General features: G+C 41.8%; 12 protein-coding genes and 1 other annotated feature (1 of these 13 cut by a window edge). All 12 genes read left to right on the top strand.

The window, feature by feature from the left end:
• The first annotated feature begins 3 nt into the window (after positions 1 to 3).
• The 12 genes from NSQ99_RS13205 (at position 4) to NSQ99_RS13150 (ending at position 15,939) form a co-directional block, all read left to right on the top strand.
• A complete protein-coding gene (locus NSQ99_RS13205; RefSeq protein ID WP_340837109.1) occupies positions 4 to 885 on the top strand; it encodes a sugar phosphate isomerase/epimerase family protein in 882 nt (293 codons plus the stop codon).
• A gap of 159 nt (positions 886 to 1,044) precedes the next feature.
• Positions 1,045 to 1,914, top strand: a complete 870-nt coding sequence (locus tag NSQ99_RS13200) for a hypothetical protein (protein ID WP_340837107.1) — start codon at positions 1,045 to 1,047, stop codon at positions 1,912 to 1,914.
• A 35-nt stretch (positions 1,915 to 1,949) separates the two neighbouring features.
• Positions 1,950 to 2,834 (top strand): hypothetical protein, encoded by an 885-nt coding sequence (locus NSQ99_RS13195; protein WP_340837105.1) that lies wholly within the window; start codon positions 1,950 to 1,952, stop codon positions 2,832 to 2,834.
• Between the two features lie 108 nt (positions 2,835 to 2,942).
• Positions 2,943 to 4,004, top strand: coding sequence for a hypothetical protein (locus NSQ99_RS13190; protein WP_340837103.1), 1,062 nt, complete (start codon positions 2,943 to 2,945; stop codon positions 4,002 to 4,004).
• Positions 4,005 to 4,193: 189 nt separating this feature from the next.
• Positions 4,194 to 5,975 (top strand): heparinase II/III domain-containing protein, encoded by a 1,782-nt coding sequence (locus NSQ99_RS13185; protein WP_340837102.1) that lies wholly within the window; start codon positions 4,194 to 4,196, stop codon positions 5,973 to 5,975.
• Between the two features lie 21 nt (positions 5,976 to 5,996).
• On the top strand, positions 5,997 to 7,121 hold the full coding sequence (locus tag NSQ99_RS13180) for a glycoside hydrolase family 88 protein (protein ID WP_340837100.1): 1,125 nt from the start codon (positions 5,997 to 5,999) through the stop codon (positions 7,119 to 7,121).
• A 236-nt stretch (positions 7,122 to 7,357) separates the two neighbouring features.
• Positions 7,358 to 8,923 carry an IS1182 family transposase gene (locus tag NSQ99_RS13175; RefSeq protein WP_340835000.1) on the top strand — a complete coding sequence of 522 codons (1,566 nt, stop codon included), beginning with the start codon at positions 7,358 to 7,360 and terminating at the stop codon, positions 8,921 to 8,923.
• 218 nt (positions 8,924 to 9,141) lie between these two features.
• Positions 9,142 to 10,062 (top strand): carbohydrate ABC transporter permease, encoded by a 921-nt coding sequence (locus NSQ99_RS13170; protein ID WP_251665713.1) that lies wholly within the window; start codon positions 9,142 to 9,144, stop codon positions 10,060 to 10,062.
• Positions 10,062 to 10,895 carry a carbohydrate ABC transporter permease gene (locus tag NSQ99_RS13165; RefSeq protein ID WP_340837096.1) on the top strand — a complete coding sequence of 278 codons (834 nt, stop codon included), beginning with the start codon at positions 10,062 to 10,064 and terminating at the stop codon, positions 10,893 to 10,895. Before NSQ99_RS13170 ends, NSQ99_RS13165 begins: the two co-directional genes overlap by 1 nt.
• A 122-nt stretch (positions 10,896 to 11,017) precedes the next feature.
• On the top strand, positions 11,018 to 12,451 hold the full coding sequence (locus NSQ99_RS13160; protein ID WP_340837094.1) for an extracellular solute-binding protein: 1,434 nt from the start codon (positions 11,018 to 11,020) through the stop codon (positions 12,449 to 12,451).
• 65 nt (positions 12,452 to 12,516) lie between these two features.
• Positions 12,517 to 14,322, top strand: coding sequence for a cache domain-containing sensor histidine kinase (locus NSQ99_RS13155; RefSeq protein ID WP_251665710.1), 1,806 nt, complete (start codon positions 12,517 to 12,519; stop codon positions 14,320 to 14,322).
• Positions 14,323 to 15,939, top strand: a complete 1,617-nt coding sequence (locus NSQ99_RS13150) for a helix-turn-helix domain-containing protein (RefSeq protein ID WP_251665709.1) — start codon at positions 14,323 to 14,325, stop codon at positions 15,937 to 15,939.
• Between the two features lie 68 nt (positions 15,940 to 16,007).
• Positions 16,008 to 16,204 (top strand) — a binding site (T-box leader); it runs 11 nt beyond the window's last position.

Below are 16,204 nucleotides of genomic sequence, written 5' to 3'. Positions count from 1 at the left end.
AGGTTGGAAACCAAGTTAACGAATAAAATTGGCGTTATTGTTGATAGCTTTGGCGTAGGCGTTAAGGAAGGACTCATTAAAGCGAAGCAGGTCGGTGCTGATGGTGTACAAATCTACGCTGTTAAAGGTGAATGGAGTCCAGAAAATTTATCAGCAAGTGCTCGTAAAGAATGGAAGGACTATATAGCTTCGTTAGGTCTCGAAATTTCTGCATTAGTAGGGGATTTGGGAGGGCATGGTTTCCAAGACCGCAGTCAAAACAAACAAAAAGTTGAAAAATCAAAGCGAATTCTTGATTTGGCATTAGAGATGGGGACCAATGTTGTAACTACGCATATTGGTATTGTCCCGCATGACAAAGAAAGCATTATGTATGCTGCAATGCATGAAGCATGTGAGGAATTAAGTGATTATGCACATCGCATGGGGGCATATTTTGCAATTGAGACTGGTCCAGAGCGAGCAGCAGACTTGAAAAGCTTTTTGGATGGTTTGTCATCGAAAGGTGTAGCTGTCAATTATGACCCAGCTAACTTTGTTATGGTTACTGGGGATGACCCTGTGCAAGGTGTTTATACACTTAAGGACTACATTGTACATACGCATGCAAAGGATGGCGTTAAGCTTGCACATATTGATCCTCGTGATGTATACGGCCAATTCGGCTATTCAGTGGATGAGGAGAAAATTGCCGAATTACTTGCTCAAGGAACAGCATTCCGTGAGGTGCCGCTTGGTCAAGGCTCAGTTAATTGGGATGCTTATTTACAAGCACTAGTAGATATCGGCTATAAAGGCTATCTAACGATTGAGCGTGAAGTAGGAGAAAATCCTGAGGAAGACATTCGTATTGCGGTACAGTTTTTGAAAGATTATCGAGCATAACTATTTTAACGAGGTAATTGAGCCAATTGAATTGACACGTTGGGATGGCTAGGCATATATGTCTAGTCATTTTCTTATCATACAGATAGTAAAAGGAAATGACCACCTGCTATCGAATACAACTAATGTAAAAAGTTGTTACTTCAAAGGAGGCTTGAAGTGAAGAAAAAGCTATCATTAGAGCAATTCCTGCGGGCAAGAGATTACTTGATGAGTCACGGTAGAGATATAGAGCAGCAATTATTCCGCTACTATTTTGAACATGGTTCTTCAGGTCATGTTATAAACGCACTGAAAAATTATCAGGGTGAAGATGGGGGCTTTAGGAATTTGGGAGAAGGACATGCTGTCATTACGAATGTAATGGATACAAGTATGGCCTTTCAATACCTTAGTGAGGTTGGTGCAACGATCAACGATGAGATCGTTCAGAAAGGTATTAACTATTTAATAGCTGCCTATGATCATGAGCATGAGGGTTGGCAGGGGAGACCTTACCAACAGAATCGTGGTTGGTTAGATAATCCTTGCGCTGAATTGGTAGGTTATTTATATGAGTATAGAGAACTTGTCCCAGTTGATTTTCTCACCCATGTCACTGAAAAAGCTATAAGTTGTATGGTTGCTTTCAAAGATTCAGACGATGAATATTATTTTTTAGATGCTCTATGTTTACTTCGTCTAGCAGTAAGAATTGATGAGCCCCATCAAACAAAGATATTGGAGATGTTGGCCAATAATATACCCGAAATCATTGAAACGAATCGTGAAAAGTGGGCTACAACCTATTGTGCAAAACCGTTTTTCTTCGCTCACTCACCGAATAGTCCGTTATTTTTACGTATACAACATGATGTCATCCGAAGCTTAGAAAACGAAATTGATACGCAAGCTGAGGATGGTCATTTTGTATTGAATTGGCATGCGAATGAAGAGTCAGCCGTAGCATGGAAAAGTATCTGGACAATGGATGCTTTAAGAGCATTTCAGCATCATCATATGATTGAAACCAAAAATACAGCGATCTAGCGTACAGAACGTAAAATTTATTATGAGGTGATGTTATGGATATCAAGATTATGTATAAAGCGAAAACATTTATGTATAAGAACGCTAGATTGTTGGATAGACGACGCTTTGAATATTTTTTTGAAGGAGGTAGTAAGGAAGCTGTCATATCTGCGCTTGCAGCTTATCAGAATCCAGATGGAGGGTTTGGAAACGCACTTGAGCCCGATATTCGTTGTCCGCAAAGCCAACCGATTGCAACAGAGGTCGCCCTTCTCATAATGGATGAGATCGGATGCTATGATCAAGATATGATCCGAGGAATTGTTAACTATCTCAGATCCATTACAGTTGAGGCTGGCGGATTTCCAGTCGCATTACCCGTACTGAATGAGTATCCTCATGCCCCTTGGTGGAGTAATCATAAGGAGCTTATCGCGAATATTAACCCTACAGGACGAATGATGGGACTTCTGTTAAAGCAACAAGCAGTTAATGACTTTTATAATGAAGAATGGTTTCAACAATCTCTTCGATTCGTGTGGAGTTATATGGAGGAAAAGCATCCAGAAGAATATCATGATGGCGTGCAATGGATTACATTTCTGGAGCATGTACCGGATCGCCAAAGAGCAGAGATAATCATCAACTCAAAGCTGGACCCAGCATTATCAAAGTCCGAAACGATGGAACGGGATCCTAACGCCGAAGGCTATACCCACAAAGTTCTGGATTGGGCTCCGTCTAGAGAAAGCTATGCTGCGAAGTTTATATCAGAGAGTGAATTTGATGTACATCTGTCTCACCTGTTGAACGGGCAAATGGAGGATGGCGGATGGCCAATTAATTGGCCTGAGATTAGTCCCGGTGTAGGCTTGGAATGGCGAGGCTTTATTACAGTTGATCGATTGAAAACTTTAAAATCTTTTGGGCTATTATAAGGACGAGCTAAGTCAAAAACCTGTTTCATCTATGTTACAATAAGCTTGGATTACACCATAATTGACAACATATGCAGAGGTGTTATGATGAGCAAGCTAGATCCTATCATGCAGCATCAACAGTCTAATAGAAGTGTAAACAGAAGAATGATCATGATCTTTTTATTTGTGTCGGCACTGTTTTTTGGTTCCATGTACATATCGTTTCACCAGCTAAAAGTGAATGATATGACCGTAAACATCTTTAATGTCTTGGGGATCGTGCTCTTACCATTACTGTATTATATGTTGATTGTTAAGCCTAAGAATGGTAAGGCAGGGTTCACTTATATCATATTTATAGCGTCAATCGCGTGTACGTATTGGATAACGCCAGTTGAGCAAAAAGAATTTCTTAAAACGCTATTGCGCTGGCTCATACCTCTTCTAGAGGTCGTTATTGTTTTGTATATCGCGATACGATTATACTTCATAATAAAACGCTATAAGCTAGCGAGGAATAATAATGAAGCACAACCGATGGATAGCTTACATGAAGCGCTAGTTCCACTATTAGGTAAAGGTGCTTTGCTTGAAATTGTGATGACAGAAATAAAAGTCATGTATTATTCGATAGGCGTGCTGTTTAGAAAGCCTTCGCTCCCACAAGACAGCTATTATACATACCACAGGCATTCTCAAATTAAGCCCATCGTCATTGTCTTTATCATCATTATCACTTTAGAAGCTGTAGGCTTGCACTTTTTGTTAAGCATGTGGAATGACATTATTGCATGGATTGCTTTAGTGCTGAATGCTTACGCAATACTGTATCTAATCGCTTTAAGTAACTCATTTCGATATTTACCTAACCTATTACATAACGATAGACTTCATATCCGTCTAGGTATTCAATGTGACATATCTATTCCCCTACATAGTATTCAATCCATTGATAAAGCTAAAGAAATAGGCTTAGGTGAGAAGCAGCCAAAAGACCTCTACATCGCACATCTAAGATTCGATACTCCCCAGTTTCATATTCAACTAAAGGAACCTATTAACGTAAAGGGCTCCTATGGCATAAGTAAGACCATTTCAGCAATTGTATTACGTGTGGATGAGCCACAGTCATTTCTAGACCATTTGAAGCACAGAATGAACAATCATGATGATCATTCAATACGCTAAACAGGCAAGTGGTCGGAACAAGTGCTAGGGTGCACATGTCCGACCACTTGCTTGATTGCTCTTGTTGATGTAAAGATAATGCACCATCAAGTCAAAAAAATAGGATGTCAGCATAGTTCATTACTGATATGATCAAGATGATGGTTGCCATTAGACATTTCACGATTTGGAAGTGGGAAGGTGGGGGATATGAACAATTACCATTTTACGAATGGCCTATTGCTGCTAAAAAGAGGAATCCATTCCTTACGTGCTAATCCCGAAAGTAGAACCAATCTCAACAAAGAAATGGTGCAGCAAATTGAACATGAAGCGCAAAAATTACTTCATGAGCAGATACCGACACTGGACATGGATACGTTTGATCTGTTTAAGAAAACAGGCTCAAGGCAGCAATATGAACAGCTCTATTTTGCTAGAAGAAAGCGACTGACTGCATTAGCGCTAATGGTGATTATCCAACCATGCGAGGAGCGTTATGTTAAAGGCTTACAAAACATAATTGAGGCGATATGTGAGGAATTCACATGGTGCTTACCAGCTCATTATGACGATGCTCGCTCCATCGATTTATTTGCAGCGGAGACAGCATTTACGCTGGCAGAGCTTAGTGAACTCATCGGTGAACGCTTGCCAGAGTCACTTAGACAACGAATGAGGCAGGAGGTGCTCCATCGCGTACTTGAGCCATTTCTAGCAGAAGAGTCTATCTGGTGGGAGAAGGCCGAGCATAACTGGGCATCAGTATGTGCTGGATCAATTGGTGCAGCGGCAATATATTACTTGAAGGATGAGCAAGAAAAGCTAGAAGCTATCCTTCAGCGCTCAGAGCAGGCGATGATTCATTATCTTGATGGATTTGACGATGACGGAGCTTGCAAGGAAGGCTATTCTTACTGGCAGTACGGATTTGGCTATTTTATTTATTTTATGGATTTATTGAGAGCATATCGAAACGGTCAATCGAGACTGCTTGCTACAGAAAAGGTGAAGCAGATCGCACTTTTTCAGCAAAAATGCTTCCTGTCTGGAAAATCAGTCGTGAACTTTTCAGATTCCTTGCCCCAGGTTGGGGTATATATGGGGCTGACACAGTATCTGCATGCACAATATAAAGAGGTACATATACCGGAAGAAAATGCAGCGGCATCCTTTCATGAGGATCACTGTGGACGCTGGGCACCTGCAGTGAGGAATTTGCTATGGACGATGGAAGATAACGGTGCTCCTTGGCGTAATGAAACCTATATAATGAAGCAAGCACAATGGCTTGTATCTAGAGCAGAACGAGCTGGTAGCAGCTTCGCTTTTGCAGCTAAAGGCGGACATAATGCAGAGCCACATAATCATAATGATCTGGGTCATTTTATATTAGCAGTAGACGGTCACTCACTGCTTGTTGATGCAGGCAGCGGTTTGTATACACGAGATTATTTTGGTGAGAAGCGTTATGAGTATATATGTGCTAGCTCAGCAGGCCACTCCGTGCCAATCATTGATGGGGAGCTGCAACAGCCGGGCTCACACAGCCGAGCAGTGCTACTGCAATGCGAGACGAGCGATGATGTCGATTCGATGACGCTAGATTTAAGAGAGGCGTATGCAAGCAAGCATTTATCAGGCTTCACCCGTAAATTTCAATGGGAGAAAACGCGAGGAAGGCTTGTCCTGCATGATGAATTTCTATCTAATTCCCAATCCATGTCGGTGATCGAGCGTTTTATTGTAGCTCATAAGCCTGAGACACTTAATCCTAATCAACTTATCATTTCACACCAATCTGCAAGCGTTATCATTAGCTTTGATTCAGCTGAGCTAGCTTATGAGACCGAAGCCTTTGAATATATCGATCATTTCGGCAAGCCGACAGTGTTATACCGGTTAGATTTTCTGCCAACGGCATCTCTAACAAGTAAGACGCTTACGTTTACATTTGAATTACGGCGAGAATCAGATTCAACATTTCAATAGCATATTAAAGGAGTGTGGATTATGAACCAGAAAGCATGGCAAGCTGAAGCTTGGGAGAAGATTGTTAAGAAGGTAGAGAAAACGAGTGAAAGAATTCAAGATCGCTTTCCACATGCAAGTGTAGCGGGAGTCTATCAATTGGAGCCTGCCTCGTGGTGGACTGCAGGCTTTTGGCCAGGGCTCTTATGGCTGATTTATCGCGATACGAAGGATGATCGACTGCGCAGCTATGCACAATCGTGCGAATCACAGCTCGATCAAGTCATTTTAGATTATGAACGTCTTGATCATGATATCGGATTTATGTGGACGTTGACGAGTGTTGCTCGCTATAAGCTATTAGGTGAAGCATCGGCAAAACGAAAAGGGTTGCTTGCTGCCAATCTATTAAGCGCAAGATTTAATAATAAGGGAAACTATATACGAGCTTGGAATCCATGGAGTCCTGGAGAGGATAACTCTGGTCTAGCCATAATCGACTGCATGATGAATCTACCACTATTGTTTTGGGCAACACAGGAAAGCTGTGATCCGAGATACAAGCATATCGCAGAAGCACATGCGAATATGGTACTGCAGCATTTTATTAGACCGGACGGCTCGGTTAATCATATCGTTCGTTTTGATCCTAGCACGGGCGAGCAGCTTGAGGTCATTGGCGGTCAAGGCTATGCGCCAAATTCTGCCTGGTCCAGAGGAACGGCATGGGCGCTCTATGGACTAACCCTTGCTTATCAATATATGAAGGATGACCAATATCTCGATGCAGCCAAGCGCGTCGCTCATTTCTTTATCGCTAATCTTCCAGACGATTATGTACCACATTGGGACTTCCGTCTGCCAGAGCAGATCGCTAACCCGAGAGATTCTTCAGCAGCTGCATGCGCGGCTTCAGGCTTACTGCTCCTCTCTCGTATGGTCAGTGTGGAAGAGCAGGCACTTTACCGCAATTCAGCTGAAAAAATCATCTACTCACTCTATAAGCATTATGGAACATGGGATCTTGAAGCGGAGGAGGGCTTGCTGCTGCACGGTACGAGTCATTTTCCAGAGCAGCGTAATGTCGATGTTCCGCTCATCTATGGTGATTATTATTTTGCTGAGGCTATTGCACAACTAAATGGCCACACAGAGCTGTTCTGGTAAATAGCCATTTTACTTTTATATTGGATGTGATTCTTTTAACGTTCATACGATTTGCACAGATTCAACCTTGCAAGCCTAGAGGCTGGGACAAAACCCAGCCCTAACAAACAAAGAAAGCCGTTGAAATTTTACGACGAGTAAAATTTCAACGGCTTTAATTTTTTTAAATACAAAAAGAACACCATCTGTTAAAATTGAATCACCACAAAACAAATCCAACAGGAAAGGTGTTCCTTATGTTTAAAGATTATAACATGAATCAATTAGTTTTGCCTCTAGATTTAGAAGTTAAATTACAAGAAAACGACATTGCGTTTCATATCCATCATCTTGTAGAAACTATTCCAGATGAAGCCTTTGCTTCATTTCTTCGTCATTCAGGTTGTCCAGCTTATCATCCACGTATGATGCTCAAACTTATTTTATGCGGCTATACTCAGTCTGCTTTTTCAGGTCGAAAAATCGAAGCATTAACGAAGGACAGCATTCGTATGATGTGGTTAGCCCAAGGATATGAGCCTAGCTACCGCACCATTAATCGTTTTCGTATTCATCCTGAAATGAAAACTCTTATCCGTCAATGTTTTATTCAGTTTCGTTGTCAATTAGTTGAAGAAAGGCTCATTGATCAGGAGGCTATTTTTATTGACGGTACAAAGATCGAAGCCAATGCGAATAAGTTTACATTCGTCTGGAAAAAAGCCATCGAAAAGCATCACCGTAGACTCATTGAACAATCGAATCAGCTCTACAACGAATTGCTAAACAACAAAATTATTCCTGAAATAGCAAGTGAACAGGATGGGCAGCTTTCCAATGAACAACTGCATGAAATCGCAGAAAAACTCGAGGAAGTTGTAGAGGACTATACACAAGCTATTGCTCATACAGAGGACGTCGCTGAGCGTAAGCAGCTACGCCGTCAACGCAAAACACCTAAGCAAATGGTCAAGCAGGTTCGAGAATGGATTGGACGCAAACAAAAATATGAAAAGGATCTAGACATTTTAGGTGCACGCAACAGCTATTCTAAAACAGATCATGATGCCACCTTCATGCGTATGAAAGACGACTACATGAAAAACGGACAACTCAAGCCTGGTTACAACGTCCAAATTGCAACCGAAGGGCAATACACGTTGGCCTATGGCATTTTCCCTAACCCAACCGATACAAAAACGTTGATTCCATTCCTACATACCATTGAAGAAGAATACTTTGAATTACCTCAACATATTGTTGCGGATGCAGGCTATGGCAGTGAACAAAATTATGATCATATTTTAACGAAGATCAACCGTACACCTCTGCTCACGTATGCTCATTACTTGAACGAGCAAAAAAGAAGATTCAAGACAGACCCTTTCCAAACGAGTAACTGGGAGTACGATGCAGAGCAAGATGTCTATCTATGCCCGAATGAAAAGAAACTATGGTTTCAACGCAAGGTGACACGAAGAGATCGATCGGGCTTTACACGTCAATTCAAGTTGTATGAGTGCGAGGATTGTACCGGTTGTCCATTCCGTTCTACCTGCACCAAGGCGCAAGAAGCGAATCGTACGCTCATGATCAATGAAACATGGGAGCAGCAAAAAGCCTATGTGAGAGAGAAGCTTTCAGAAGACAAAACAAACAAGCTCTACCGCCAACGAAAAATTGACGTAGAGCCAGTTTTTGCCTTCTTGAAGGCTAATTTAGGTTTCACTCGCTTTATGCTTCGAGGGAAATCTAAAGCTGAACATGACATCGGTTTAGCATTAATGGCTGTAAACTTACGAAAATATGCGGTGAGGACGTAAGTTTTCACCTCGAAATAACAAGTAAATACGCAAAAGGATGAAATCTGAATCGATTTCATCCTTTTGCGTTTATGAGAAGCTAGTTTTGTCCCAGCCTCTTCTTTTTTTATTCAACCTGATAAAAGTCAAAATAGTTTCATTTCGATCAAAATAGCGTTACAGCAAGCAAAAGTATATTTTGTACAATGGTAGCATCAAGTGCCAAGCGAGGTGGTTAAATGGACAATAGCCAACAAGTAAAGGTGAAGCGACGACGAAGCTCGATGCAGACGAAAGAGACAATCGCAGGCTTCATATTTGTAACGCCGATGCTTTTGGGCGTCAGCTGTATGGTTTTGCTACCGATATTAGCAGCTTTCTATATTAGCTTTACCGAATGGAATATGATCAGTGGAATTAAAGGAATTAAGTGGATCGGCATAGATAATTTTGAGAGACTGGTGGAGGACAAAAAGTTTATTCGTGCCCTGAAGAACAATTTCCTGTTTTTGTTTACTGTCCCCGCATATATGATTATTTCGCTGTTTTTAGCTATCATCATTAACCGCTATGTTTACGCAAAATCGTGGTTTAAGGTAATCTATTTCTTGCCGTATATTTCAAGTGTTGTTGCAGTAGCAACCGTATGGCGTGTTTTATTTCACCCATCTGTAGGTCCAGTTAATCAGTTTCTTATGACGTTAGGCATCGATGACCCGCCGAAGTGGATTGCTGATCCGCAATATGCACTTATTTCCGTTATGATGATTTCGGTATGGATATCGATTGGCTTTAATATGATTGTTTATTTGGCTGGACTACAGTCGATCCCGAAGGATTTGTACGAGGCAGCTGAGATTGATGGTGCAGGCGGTTGGTACCGACTTACACGGATCACCATTCCATTGCTATCACCAACAACCTTTTTTCTACTCATTACCGGCATTATTTACACATTCAAAGTATTTGATCTCATCGCCGTTTTGACGCAGGGCGGACCTGCAGGCTCGACGAATGTAATGGTATGGAGCATTTATGAATCGGCTTTTGTAAGCTTAGAGGTCGGCTATGCCTCTTCGATGGCGTTAGTGCTCTTTGGCTGTATTTTGCTCATTACGATTATCCAGTGGATTGGTCAGAAAAAGTGGGTGAACTACTAATGAGAAAAAAAGAAGTCGCACTTAAAGGAATCATTACAGTGTTGATGGCTGTAGTTGGTATTCTATTTCTTCTTCCCTTTGCTTGGATGCTGTCTGCATCCTTTAAGCTAGAGGGTGAGGTGTTTACGTATCCTATTCAATGGATTCCATCAGAGTGGATTGGCTTTCGTAACTACGAGGAGGTATGGTTCGGGAAGCATCCATTCTATAAATACTATTGGAATTCGATTAAGGTAAGTGTAGCGACAACCATATTGTCATGCACAGTATCTGCACTTGCTGCCTATGGTTTTTCTAAAATTAATTTTAAGGCGAGCAAATGGCTGTTTTTTATCGTGCTAGCAACCTTTATGGTGCCGCAGCAGGCGATACTCGTTCCGCAGTTTATTCTGTATCGTATGATCGGTCTTTTTGATAGTCATCTTGGGCTCATTCTACTGAACGGCTTTAGTGTATTAGGAACGTTTATGCTGCGTCAATTTTTCATGGGACTGCCTAATGACTATATTGAATCTGCCAAAATCGATGGAGCGGGACATTTTCGGATATTCGCTAAAATTGCATTGCCGCTCATTACACCGGCTGTCGCAACCTATGCCATTCTTCGATTTATATGGACATGGAATGATTACCAGAATCCCTTCATCTTCTTGCGTACAGATGCGCTTTATCCGATCCAACTTGCGATGCAAAAGTTCACCTCGATTAATGGCGAGTTCTATTCTCTAATTATGGCTGCCGCAGTTTCGGCTATTGTACCTTTGCTTATTCTGTTTGTTATTGGACAAAAAAGAGTGCTTGAAGGTATTGCTCTTGGTGGTATAAAAGGATAGTGCTGGCGCAGCAAGAAGTAAAAATAGTGCTACAAAAAGTCAATTTACATGAATCGAGTTGCAGGGCATCATTGATAAAATGAAGCTGTAATGATATTAAAGCGTTTACAAGGAGGGTTAAGATGAAACAAGGAAAGTTTAGTTTATTGATGGTTCTTATACTCATTGCTAGTTTGCTGGCAGGTTGCTCTAGTGCAAATAATAAACAGACTAACAATAATCAGACAAACAATAACAATTCTGAACAGACGCCGGCTACAACTACAGAGACAAGTCCTGAGCCTGCAGCTACTGAGGAGCAGCAGGAGGAGGTAACGTTAAAGTTTCATACACATGGTACCGAGGCTCAATATAACTGGGAAGAGACGATAGCTGCTTTTGAGGAGGCTTTTCCACATATCAGCATCGACCTCATCCTATTAAGCGAAAAGGGTGACACACAGGAAGCAACGCAGAAGCTAGACCTAGCAGCTGCTTCGGGTGAACAGCTTGATATTTTAATGTTTAGTGATCCAGCATCGTATGCACAGCGTGTTGGACTAGGAATGGTTGCTTCCATTGATTCCTTTATCTCAGAGGAAGGCTATACCGTTACGGATGAATATAAAGTAGATACAGTGATGAATGGCAGCTACTATGCACTGCCAGGTAAATTTAATCCATGGTATGTCATGCTTAACAAGGATCATCTTGATGAAGCTGGACTAGATGTTCCTACCGATTGGACCTGGGATGAATTTGCACAATATGCGAAGCAGCTTACCACGGGTGAAGGAGCAGCTAAACGTTATGGGACGTATTTCCACGGTCCACAAAATGGCGGCTGGATGGAATATATGCGTTTAGCACTTGCTAATCGAGCGGATAATACTGATTTTCTTAAGGGAGATGGCAGCTCGAATTTGGATGATCCGATGTTTAAGCGCACATTAGAGCTGCGTGTACAGATGGAAAGAGAAGATGGCTCTTCAACACCATATGCAGATATGCTGTCGCAAAAATTGCATTATCGCACACAGTTCTTCAATCAATCAGCAAGTATGGTTATGATCGGAAGCTGGATGAACAGTGAGCTTGGTGGTACGGAGCAGAACCCACTTAATCACCAAGTAGCAATTGCCCCTATTCCAAAAAACAATGCAGCTGATGAGATTGGCTACACGATGGTGACGACTGATTTTATGGCTGTAGCTGAACAATCGAAGCATAAGAAGGAAGCTTATCAATTTATTCGCTGGTATACGACAGAAGGTCTAAGTAAATATGGCTTGAATATTCCATCTTGGAAGCAAATCTCAGATGATCAGCTCGGTACGATTATTGATAATATACTGAGCGTCACGTTAAGCCCTGAGAAGGTAGATAAAGAATCACTTATCCATGTATTGTCGATATCCAAGTCAGGAAAGATCATTCCGCCGGTAACGTATCAGGCAGAAGTTTATAAAGCAATCAATGAGGAATATGAGCTTATGATTCTAGGCTCGCAGGATCTAGATACGACGCTGCAGAATATGATTACAGAAGTGCAAAATATTATCGACAACAATCAATAAATGGATTACTATGTTCCTTAAGAGGCGGCTCATCCGCCTCTTTTATTGTAGAAGGGGGAGTGTTCATGCAAGGGAAGTGGATGCAATGGATAACGGATGGAGCGTTTCGTTATAAATTAATTGCGGCTTCTATTGCCTGTTTACTTATTCCTACCCTTATTACGTTAATCGTATCGAATGCGCTTACGCGAGAAACGGTGCGACAGCAGGTTTCTTCCAGTGCAGAGGATCAGCTCCAGCTTATTAATAGCAATTTATCGAATGTATTCCGTTATATGCTCTACATATCTAACTATATACTCGTTGATCCAGAGATGAATACGATCTTGAAGGAACAGGCAGCTGGGAAACAGTATAGTGGGGAAAATGCGGAATATCGAGAATTTGCTGATCGCTATACGGTGACGAATAAAATAGATAATATTTCGATGATTGGAGAAAAGGCGTATGTCACGATACTGCTGCCCAATGGAAGATATTTTACGAATTATCCGGTAGAAGAATATGATCCTAAGCTGCTTTTTCAGCAGGAATGGTTTAAGCAGCTAGAGCATTTGAAGGGATCAGAGCTTTATTGGGTAAAGACTCATCCCTCTCCTTATCTATTCGAACGGACGAAGCAGCGCTCGCAGCTGTCAGTAGCAAGAACATTACGCAGCGCAAATATGAGGATTTATGCTTATGTTGTCGTTACGGTAACGGAAAATTATATTCATCGCATGTTCGAGCAGACCAATGCAGAGGTAGAGGTTATGCTAGTTGATGAGCAGCATTCCATCATATCTCATATCGATCAACAAAGACTAGGTGAGCGCCTAGATTATTTGGAGCATATTGGAGCAGAATCGACCATTATCCAGCTAGCGCAAAAGGATGTATTAGTCACTCAGACTAATACAGAGGTCGCAGGGTGGAGACTTGTGTCTCTTATTCCATATGAAACAGCAATTGGAGAAATTAATCGTAATTTTAAGACGGTTTTTTTACTTCAAGTGATTGTATTTATTATCTTTCTCCTTCTATTAATTGGCTTAATTCGTACGTTTACGAGGCCTTTAGTTAGGCTAGGCAGAGTAGCCCGTATCGTAGAGCGAGGTAATCTAGAAGTGCGATCTAATATTCGAGGACGCGATGAGATTGGCCGCCTAGGCAACTCCATCGATCAGATGCTAGATCGGATTAAGCAAATGATTACGGAAATTACAGCTGAACAGATGCGCAAGAGAAAAGCCGAATTAGCGATGCTACAGGCACAGATCAATCCTCACTTTTTATTCAATGTACTGAACTCAATACGTATGAAGGTGCTGTATAAGGGAGATAAGGAAAGCGCAGAGATGCTCTCGTCTTTATCGCGCTTACTACGAATGACCATTGATCGTAAGGATGAAATGATTACATTGCATGAGGAAATTGTAACAATTCTCGATTATATGAAGCTGATGAATATGCGTCAGAAGGAAAAGGTAGAGCTGAAGCTTGAGGTGTCATCTGAAGCGATGATGGCTAGAGTACCGCGTTTCTTGCTACAGCCTGTTATCGAGAATGCAATGATTCATGGTTTACAGCAAAGAGCAGGCACGATCACGCTTATCGCGAACGTTGAGCATCACTTCGTAAAAGTTTTCATTCAGGATAATGGCCACGGAATTGATGAGGATTCGTTGTCAGCCTTACGTTCAAGACTTGCTCAAGCAGAACCACCTAGTGAGGAAGATAAAGGGAAAGGCCTATCTAGCTTAGGACTTGCAAACGTTTACGAGCGTTTATCGATACTTTTTGCGGAGCAGTTTGAATTTCGCATTGACAGCAGCGCCGCAGAGGGCACGACCGTTACAATGTTGATTCCATACAGAGAGGATGAAGCATAGATGTACAGTGTCATGCTGGTAGATGACGATTATCCTGTATTAGAGCTGCTATCGGAGATGATTGCTTGGGAAGAGCTTGGCCTTCAGCTGGCTGGCATTTATGAGAATGGATACGATGCATGGAATGCTGCACAGCAGTCTATGCCTGATATATTAGTGACGGATATAGGTATGCCTAAGATGAATGGACTTGAGCTGATTCGTGAGCTGAAGGGGGAGCGAAGAGAGCTCAAGGTCGTTATTCTATCTTGCCACAGTGAGTTTCATTACGCCAGAGAAGCGATGCAGCTGCAAGTGCAGGATTATATTGTGAAGGATACACTAGACCCTGACGATTTACAGCGGATTATGCAGCGCTTTGCTTATAGCTTAGCTGAAGAAAAACGTTATCATGATGAGCAGAAGCAAATGAGATTGCTCATTAATCGTTCGCGGGACGCACTTAAAACAAAATGGCTGCAGTCAGCAGTGCAGCAGCCTTACTGGAATGCAGATGAGTGGAAACGTGAGTTAAACGCATTAGGATTGGCATTAGACGATAAACAAGGTGTAATTGCTGCCATTGGCAGACTGGTTGATTACCGCACGGCAAAGCAACGCTTCCATTCTGAGCATTCTCTTAGCTTTGCGGTAACGAATGTGCTGGAGGAAGCGTTGCAGGTCACCTCTTACGCGAACGAACTACTATTAATACCGAGTCGACAAAATGAATGGGTATTGCTATATAGCTGCTCATCTTGCTTGAAGGTTAATGCGTATGATCTGCTTCGAAATTGTTTGTTACAGCTGCAGCAAGCAATAAAAGGCTCGCTTAAGCTGTCGATAAACTTTGTAATAGGCAGTCTATGTGATCTGAATACGACTGGACTCAAGCAGTCCTTGAACCAGCTAATGGAAGACCGATATTGTCACTTTTATATGCAGCCAGCATCAATCGCCTCGCTGCGATCACTGACCACTCAACCTAACGATATCTTTGCCGTTTATGATAAAGCATGTCAGCAGTTTTCAGAATGTATAATAAAGCGTGATCATCGGCAATTGCTACAGCTGATTCAATGGTGGATCGATCACATCGCAGCGGAGCGTTATGAGCCGGAAAACGTTAAAGACTGGCTGTTAAAGCTCGTATTAGATATTCGCTTAAAGCAGCATTCAAGAACGTATTTCCGAGCTGCTCAAACGGTAGAGTATTTGCACCAGGAGGTTAACGAGCTCGGTTCGCTTACAGAAATCCACAAATGGCTGTTAGAGCATATGGAGCTTATGCTGAATGTCGAGGAGGAACAAGCAAGATCACAGCGTAAGGAAGTGATGGATGCATATCAATTTGTAGAGGCTCATATGGATCAGCGTATTGGTCTGGAAGATATCGCGGAGTACTTGCATCTCAATGCCAGTTATTTCAGTAGATTATTTAAGAAAGAAACAGGAGAAACCTTTATTGAATATGTCATCCGAACTAAAATGAAGCGAGCTAAGGAGCTTCTTGATCAGACGACACTATCTGTCACGGCAATATGCGAGCAGCTTGGCTATGATAATCCGAGCTACTTTAATAAATTGTTCAAAAGCTGTCAAGGCATTACGCCAACGGAGTATCGACATAAACGCTAACTGAACATTTTTCGGTTAATAGTTGACAACATTTTTGAGATTCAGCTATACTGTCTGTAATCTAAATAATTCATACTGTGAAAGAGCGCAGTAGCAGCTTTGTCTCTGTTATAGAAAGTCAGGGGTTGATGGAACCTGATACATGCAAAGACTGTGAATTACACTCTGGAGTACTTGGGTAATGCCAAGCGGAAGAAGCGAACGATATCTCGCTCAGAGTGGCATAGTGACATACTATGCAAATTGGGTGGTAACACGGTAAGCA

It is taken from the genome of Paenibacillus sp. FSL W7-1287 (genome assembly GCF_038004245.1).
Classification (GTDB): Bacteria; Bacillota; Bacilli; order Paenibacillales; family Paenibacillaceae; genus Pristimantibacillus; species Pristimantibacillus camelliae.
Note: the sequence above shows the minus strand (reverse complement) of the source record. Positions and strands in the feature narration are given on the sequence as shown.

What these genes read in the sequence shown, in the direction of transcription:
- NSQ99_RS13195 (WP_340837105.1), top strand. Translation starts at nt 1,950, where the DNA reads ATGGATATCAAGATTATGTATAAAGCGAAAACATTTATGTATAAGAAC.
- NSQ99_RS13190 (WP_340837103.1), top strand. Translation starts at nt 2,943, where the DNA reads ATGCAGCATCAACAGTCTAATAGAAGTGTAAACAGAAGAATGATCATG.
- NSQ99_RS13185 (WP_340837102.1), top strand. Translation starts at nt 4,194, where the DNA reads ATGAACAATTACCATTTTACGAATGGCCTATTGCTGCTAAAAAGAGGA.
- NSQ99_RS13180 (WP_340837100.1), top strand. Translation starts at nt 5,997, where the DNA reads ATGAACCAGAAAGCATGGCAAGCTGAAGCTTGGGAGAAGATTGTTAAG.
- NSQ99_RS13175 (WP_340835000.1), top strand. Translation starts at nt 7,358, where the DNA reads ATGTTTAAAGATTATAACATGAATCAATTAGTTTTGCCTCTAGATTTA.
- NSQ99_RS13170 (WP_251665713.1), top strand. Translation starts at nt 9,142, where the DNA reads ATGGACAATAGCCAACAAGTAAAGGTGAAGCGACGACGAAGCTCGATG.
- NSQ99_RS13165 (WP_340837096.1), top strand. Translation starts at nt 10,062, where the DNA reads ATGAGAAAAAAAGAAGTCGCACTTAAAGGAATCATTACAGTGTTGATG.
- NSQ99_RS13160 (WP_340837094.1), top strand. Translation starts at nt 11,018, where the DNA reads ATGAAACAAGGAAAGTTTAGTTTATTGATGGTTCTTATACTCATTGCT.
- NSQ99_RS13155 (WP_251665710.1), top strand. Translation starts at nt 12,517, where the DNA reads ATGCAAGGGAAGTGGATGCAATGGATAACGGATGGAGCGTTTCGTTAT.
- NSQ99_RS13150 (WP_251665709.1), top strand. Translation starts at nt 14,323, where the DNA reads ATGTACAGTGTCATGCTGGTAGATGACGATTATCCTGTATTAGAGCTG.